This window comes from Pseudomonadota bacterium, from assembly GCA_023229365.1.
In the GTDB taxonomy this organism is placed as follows: Bacteria; Myxococcota_A; Polyangia; order JAAYKL01; family JAAYKL01; genus JALNZK01.
In genome coordinates, this window is sequence record JALNZK010000010.1 from 95,499 (window position 1) to 101,909 (window position 6,411).

A 6,411-nucleotide genomic window follows, 5' to 3' on the forward strand; every position below is an offset into this window, starting at 1 on the left:
TCCTCTAATTTATTGTGACAACATATCTATCCCCTTTTCTAGAGAAACAGTTTGTCGCCACCCTAAACCCAAAAGTCTGGTTATATCTGCACATAAATAATCAAGCTCCACTGCTCTTTGCTTTCTTTTGCCAAATTGCAAAACAGCATTTGGGCTAATTTTATCCCTAATCATTTTGGCAACATGCTGGGTAAGAACTGTGTGCCCGGAACCCACATTAAATATGCCCTCTTCTTCACTAAATGATATCGCTCTAATGGCCTCGGCGGCATCCGTTACATACAAATAATCCCAAGGTATGTTTTGATCTGTAAGCTCTGGATCGTGATGCAGCTTTAATTCTCTCACTAAGTAAGGAATGTAATTATTTTCTTTGTCACCAGGACCATAAATGCTAAACAGCCTAATCCAAACGAAACTAATACCGTGCTTTTGAGACAACAATTCAAGTTGTTTTCTTGTCTCGATCTTATAAGAAGCATAAGGATTGGTTGGACAATTTATTTCTATTTGACTACCTATGCCCACCCAACGTTTGCATGAAGAAGAGCAAATGTCAAATAGGTTTTTATTGAACACAAGGTTCTTGGCTTGCAGGTCGGAGTCATTCCTTAGGTTGCTGAACACGCCCTCCCAAGCAAGATTAATAACCATTTCTGGGGAGAATTGTTTTACTTCATGTAAATTATTTCTACTTAAACAAAAAACATCGTGTGAATTTAGTGTAGGAAGGACATGTTTGCCCACAAATCCATTGGTCCCAGTTAATAATATTTTCATAATTTGTCAATCGTAATTGTCAAACATATATATGTGTCAGATATTAAGGAAGCTATATGATAATTAAAACAGCCAGCGGAAAAGAATATAATTTAGATTTTGAACCAATTTTAACGCTGATGTCCAATCCCGCCAATTACACAGAATTTATTATCAATCAAATAAACAGCGGATATTACAATATGCAAAAGTGTGGTGTTGTTGTGGACGCCGGGGCCAATGTGGGGCTTTTTTCAATCTATGCTTCTACAATAGCAGATGTAGTATATGCCATTGAGCCAACACCAGAACATTTTTGTAATTTATGTGCCATTATCAATCACTTGGAGATAACCAATGTCATTCCCATTCAACTCGCATTATGGCAAACAAGTGGTGATGTGAAATTTAATTTATATAATGGCGGAAACACCACCATGAATAGCGTAGCCCCTAATGGCGAAATTACTGTTGCCGCATTGACTGTCGAGGATTTTTTTAACAGGATTCAAATTGATAAGGCAGATTACTTTAAATGCGATATAGAAGGCGGCGAACATTTTATAGATTTCGCCCCAGTTGCTAAAAAAATTGAACAATTGTTTATTGAAGTTCACGATACCACTGGTATCGGACTTTCGGAAACTGCCAATAATTTCGAACCAAAGTTAAAAAATCTGTGGAAAAATGTTGTCAGGCTAAGTGAGGATGCCATTGTGGCATTTCACGACAAATAATTTGTTTGTAACCACCAATCCATTTTATAATCACCTTGGTTACTGTTGGAAAAATCTAAGCCAGCAATAGGATATGCTTCTGTTTCCAGATTAAACGGTCCAAATTTATTGTTTATAAACGAGATTTCCAAAGCATGTGGTAATCCATCTTCTGTAACTCCTCCAAAATCATTCCCATGCATATGAAATATGGTAAAATATTCCAACAATCTACCAATTATTGGTATTTTCATTGGGTCATTATCATGCATATTATGAAATTCAACAACCATTTGATTGATGTGAGAAAACACAGAAGCATCACAGTCTCGCAAACCAAACCATTCATGCCCTTCAACATCTATTTTTAACGTAATATTGTCACTTCCAGCCAAGTGTTTTGAAAACTGGGCATCGAATGGTATGGCGGCAAAATGCCGTAATTTATTGCTGTGATAAACAATTGCAGGGTCATGTGCGGCGACAAAAGGCCGCAACTTACAATCGCCATAAGTAATGGTAGGATCATGCATCAAGACAAGCATGCCTTTAGCTTCACAAACTCTTTCAAAACTATCATCATCACCAATTCCATAGGAAAATACCACATCACCCAACAATTCTTCTAATAAAATATAGCCACCATCGCATTGTCTGCCCAGTCTTATTTTTTTATAAGGCGTTTTGTGGGGAGCCAACATTTGTTTCATTGATTTCATTTAATCATTTGTCCTTGAACACGTTCTGATTTTAAAATATCTATTCTGTGAAATACATCACATGCTGGCAAATGTAATAAAAAATCTCCACGTTGGAAGTTTCCAGGCTCATAAGTACGACCATACAAATCCTCAAAGTAAGAATTAAACCTGCGTTGTTCCACCACAGCAATTTCAGGACATCGATAACTCATATCTTCTATCATTTGTGATTCAAACCAATGATGATTGGTATATACAGGAATTAAATCCACCATTTCGCTCAACAATTTCCAGCCCATAGCATTATTGGCTATGATAAAACTACCAGCATTCGTAATATTACAATCTCTTCCGATCCACAACCCATGTGAATCATCAACTAAATCCTCAATTTTTGTATTAAAATTCATAATATAACTATCGCTATCCTGCCAATGAATTAAATCGTACCCAGGCAACATGTGCCTAAGTAAAGGGATTTTTTGCAATCCTATATGAAGCGAATTGTACATGCCATAATAGCATACAAAATTATAGCCATGCCGATCACAATATTCCATTTTATTGTCATTTGTAATACGAGTTAATGGCAAATAGTTATATAAAGTGTGAGTAAGGATGAGAATTTTCATTTAATTATTTGTCCTTGAACACGTTCTGATTTTATAATATCTATCCTGTGTTGCACTTCTAATGTGGCCAAATGCAACAAAAAATCTCCACGTTGAAATCTCTCCAACTCATTGTCTCTTTCATATAAATCCTCAAAATATGAGTTAAACCTACGATTCTCTACCACAGCAATTTCAGGACATCGATAACTCATATCTTCTATCATTTGTGATTCAAATAAATAATGCCAATTGTATGCTGGAGCCAAGACCTCCATTTCGTTTAACACCTTCCATCCCATAGCATTATTGGCAACAATAAAGCTACCGCCACTTGTGAGATTACAATCCCTTCCGACCCACAACCCATGTGAATCATCAACTAAATCCTCAATTTTTGTATTAAAATTCATAATATAACTATCAATATCCTGCCAATGGATTAAATCGTACCCAGGTAACATGTGTTGCATCAGAAAAGATTTCTGTAATCCAATAGCAAGCTCATTATAAAGCCCATAAAAACACATAAAACTATAGCCATGCCGATCACAATATTCCATTTTATTTTCATTTGTAATACGAGCCAAAGGCAAATAATTGTTTAAAGTTTGAGTGAGGATAAGAACTCGCATACTGACCCTTTTTGATAATTTTTAATGTCACATCTAGTGATGGGTAATTTTGTAAACATTGGTGCTGTAAAATCTTTTTCCAACAACATAATTCGTTCAGGAGGCAACAAAGCCAATGCTGTGTGAAAATTTCCAGAAACAACACCTATAAAAGCACAACTATTTTTTATCAATCCTGCCAAAGATGAAATACGTGGCTTACATCCTCTTACAGTAGCAGTAACAAAATCAAACTTCTTGTTTACTGGATTGTGATATATGTGTTCAAAATGACTTTCTATGGGAATATATCCAGCCTCTATAACCTCTTGCCAAATTGCACTAGCGGTGGATTCATCAGCATTACAGGCACCGGGAAGACAGGTAATATTAAAATGTAATGACACCAATCTATTGGTTATCATCATGTAGGGAGCAACGTTTCCACAAACTGGTTCTATACCAAGCTCATGAATACAACACCACTCTCCCTTGGTGTATATGTCCTGTGATTCAGACATCTGAAAATCTATTTTACACATCACTTCATGAGGTAAAGACAATAATTCTTCATCACTTAAACGAAGAGCGTCAGGACACACCTCTTCTTGACCAAGCTCCTTGGCAATCGCTAAATTAAAAAACACACCCGGATTCTTTTCTTTTAATACACGAAAAGGCTCTAAAAACATTAAAAGATCACCAAGTCCGTGTCTAAAAACAACCAACACGCTTTTGTAATTATTTTGCTTAATAAAAGCATCCAGTTTAATTTCTTCGTGCAATGGCTTATAAATCTTCATGGTTATTTTCACAAGTATATACAAGATTATTCATATACTTTTCAATAATCCTGCAAACCTCCTCCACCGATATCATATCTAAACATTTAGGAATAATCTGTCCAGACTCAGATTTAACTGGGTGTAGGCATAACTCTTGATCTTTAGAGTCCCCATCTCCCAAAGGAACTATTCTAGATTTCCAACATCCTCCTAAATCACAACAATCTAACATGCCACAAGTATGTAAATAGTGTTGATTTGCCCCTTGTTGCCAATGATTGGGCTCCCTACCACCAGCTATAACAATGGAAGCCCTAGATTTCCGATTAAAGCGTGGATGGGGTGGTATAGCATAAGATAAATGATGCGGCAGAGAAACCGGGGTAATAACACCAAATGCGTTATAAACCAACCTGATTAATTGCCGAAGATCAGTTTTGCCAACTAAATCTATAAGATTATTACCAGTCAATTTTGGATGCATGTGCTCTTTTGCTCCAATTTGCACAAAAGTAATATCAGGAAAATTGTCTATTATTTGTTGAAATCTGGTATATTCCCAAGCCTTCGCCGTAAAATCAAATTTATGTCCAGCATCTACTACCCAAAAAGGAACATCTTTGCCCAAAATTTCTCTTACTGCGGAGTACCAACCCTTTTCCTCCTCTCTAATATAAATAGCACCCGACCATTCTGTTGGCCTTAGGCTAATCTTAAGTTTTTCCTCTAAGTCATATATAAAGCTGTTGACAAAAGTGTATGTTTTTTGATTGCTTTGATGAATAGTATTATATTCTGCTTTAATGACTGTCACAGATGAATCGTCGGCTTTTAATTCCCAACAAACATGCGGGTTGCCTTCAAATATTGCACCACAACAAACATCCACACCTGTTATATATCTGCCAGGGTATTGTTCATGCAGAGCTTTAACAGCATACGACATCATCACTATATCCCCAGGAGATTGATGATTCTTCAAAATAATTTTTTGAGGTTGCAATTTTTGGGGCTGCAATTTGATTTCTGGCATCAATTCTATCAATTTCGCCTGCCGTGGGGCTGCTGGTGGTCGTGCCGGTGGTTTTTGTTTCTTCATTTTTCCCATTTATCATAACTGAGTAAAATCCATGAAAATCGCACCATTCTATCTGTTTTTATTTCCCTGTTTATGGACTACCGCTAATAAATAGGTCTATTAGGTAAACATTAATGGCTTTCACTATAACTTTAGATTGGGAGGGAGGAGATGCAGCGGCTTGTTTGCAGGCCGGTTGTGCAGAATTCATGCAAGATTGCATTGATATCTGTTGCCCTTGTGAATCTTCAAGCAGTTCAAGCTCAAGTTCAAGTTCAAGTTCAAGCAGTGTAATAATCTCAAGCTCATCAAGCTCATCAAGCTCAAGCTCATCAAGCAGTGAATCAACTTCTAGCGGCAGTGACGTAACAAGTTCAAGCTCATCAAGCTCATCAAGCTCAGGCTCATCAAGCAGTGAATCAACTTCTAGCGGCAGTGACGTAACAAGCTCAAGCTCAAGCTCAAGCTCATCAAGCTCAGGCTCATCAAGCAGTGAATCAACTTCTAGCGGCAGTGACGTAACAAGCTCAAGCTCAAGCTCAAGCTCAAGCTCAAGCTCAGGCTCAGGCTCAAGCAGTGACTCAAGCTCTTCAAGCTCTTCAAGAAGAAGCTCAAGCTCAAGCAGTGACTCAAGCTCTTCAAGCTCTTCAAGAAGCTCAAGCTCAAGCTCAAGCGAATCAATAGACTCTGATAGCTCCGACTCTGATAGCTCGGATAGCTCGGATAGCTCTGATTCTGATAGCTTAAGCTCATCGTCGTCAAGCTCATCGTCGTCAAGCTCATCGTCAAGCTCATCAAGGTCAAGTAGTTCAATCAGCGAATCAAGTTCAAGTTCAAGTTCAAGTTCAAGTTCAAGTTCAAGTTCAAGTTCAAGTTCAAGCTCCAGTTCCAGTTCAAGTTCAAAGAGTTCAAGCTCAAAGAGTTCAAGCTCATCAAGCGAATCAATGGACTCTGATAGTTCTGATAGTTCTGACAGCGATAGTTCTGAAAGTTCTGATAGTTCTGAAAGTTCTGATAGTTCTGAAAGTTCTGATAGTTCAAGTTCAAGTTCAAGTTCAAGTTCAAGTTCAAGTTCAAGTTCAAGTTCAAGTTCAAGTTCAAGTTCAAGTTCAAGTTCAAGTTCAAGTTAAAGTTCAAGTTCAAGTTC

General features: G+C 37.4%; 7 protein-coding genes. 1 reads left to right on the forward strand and 6 read right to left on the reverse strand.

All coding sequences use genetic code 11. The annotated features are described in order from the left end of the window. Nucleotides 1-9 precede the first annotated feature (9 nt). Nucleotides 10-780 (reverse strand): NAD(P)-dependent oxidoreductase, encoded by a 771-nt coding sequence (locus tag M0R80_08295; protein MCK9459623.1) that lies wholly within the window; start codon nt 778-780, stop codon nt 10-12. Nucleotides 781-836: 56 nt separating this feature from the next. Here M0R80_08295 and M0R80_08300 point away from each other — a divergent pair, with 56 nt between their 5' ends. Then, nucleotides 837-1,496 (forward strand): FkbM family methyltransferase, encoded by a 660-nt coding sequence (locus tag M0R80_08300; protein ID MCK9459624.1) that lies wholly within the window; start codon nt 837-839, stop codon nt 1,494-1,496. On the opposite strand, the gene M0R80_08305 is transcribed toward M0R80_08300, so the two are convergent. From M0R80_08305 to M0R80_08325, 5 genes are read right to left on the reverse strand one after another with little or no spacing between them, the layout of a single operon-like run. Beyond that, the gene (locus tag M0R80_08305; protein MCK9459625.1) at nt 1,484-2,194 is read right to left on the reverse strand and encodes a hypothetical protein; all 711 of its coding nucleotides are present in this window, start codon (nt 2,192-2,194) and stop codon (nt 1,484-1,486) included. The two genes, M0R80_08300 and M0R80_08305, sit on opposite strands and share 13 nt — an antisense overlap. Beyond that, nucleotides 2,191-2,808 carry a hypothetical protein gene (locus tag M0R80_08310; GenBank protein ID MCK9459626.1) on the reverse strand — a complete coding sequence of 206 codons (618 nt, stop codon included), beginning with the start codon at nt 2,806-2,808 and terminating at the stop codon, nt 2,191-2,193. The genes M0R80_08305 and M0R80_08310 overlap by 4 nt, the downstream gene beginning before the upstream one ends. Continuing rightward, on the reverse strand, nt 2,805-3,422 hold the full coding sequence (locus M0R80_08315; protein ID MCK9459627.1) for a hypothetical protein: 618 nt from the start codon (nt 3,420-3,422) through the stop codon (nt 2,805-2,807). The genes M0R80_08310 and M0R80_08315 overlap by 4 nt, the downstream gene beginning before the upstream one ends. Further along, complete coding sequence (locus M0R80_08320) at nt 3,392-4,204, reverse strand: hypothetical protein (protein MCK9459628.1); 813 nt, start codon at nt 4,202-4,204, stop codon at nt 3,392-3,394. The genes M0R80_08315 and M0R80_08320 overlap by 31 nt, the downstream gene beginning before the upstream one ends. After that, nucleotides 4,191-5,294 (reverse strand): ADP-heptose--LPS heptosyltransferase, encoded by a 1,104-nt coding sequence (locus M0R80_08325; GenBank protein ID MCK9459629.1) that lies wholly within the window; start codon nt 5,292-5,294, stop codon nt 4,191-4,193. The genes M0R80_08320 and M0R80_08325 overlap by 14 nt, the downstream gene beginning before the upstream one ends. Between the last annotated feature and the right edge of the window lie 1,117 nt (nt 5,295-6,411).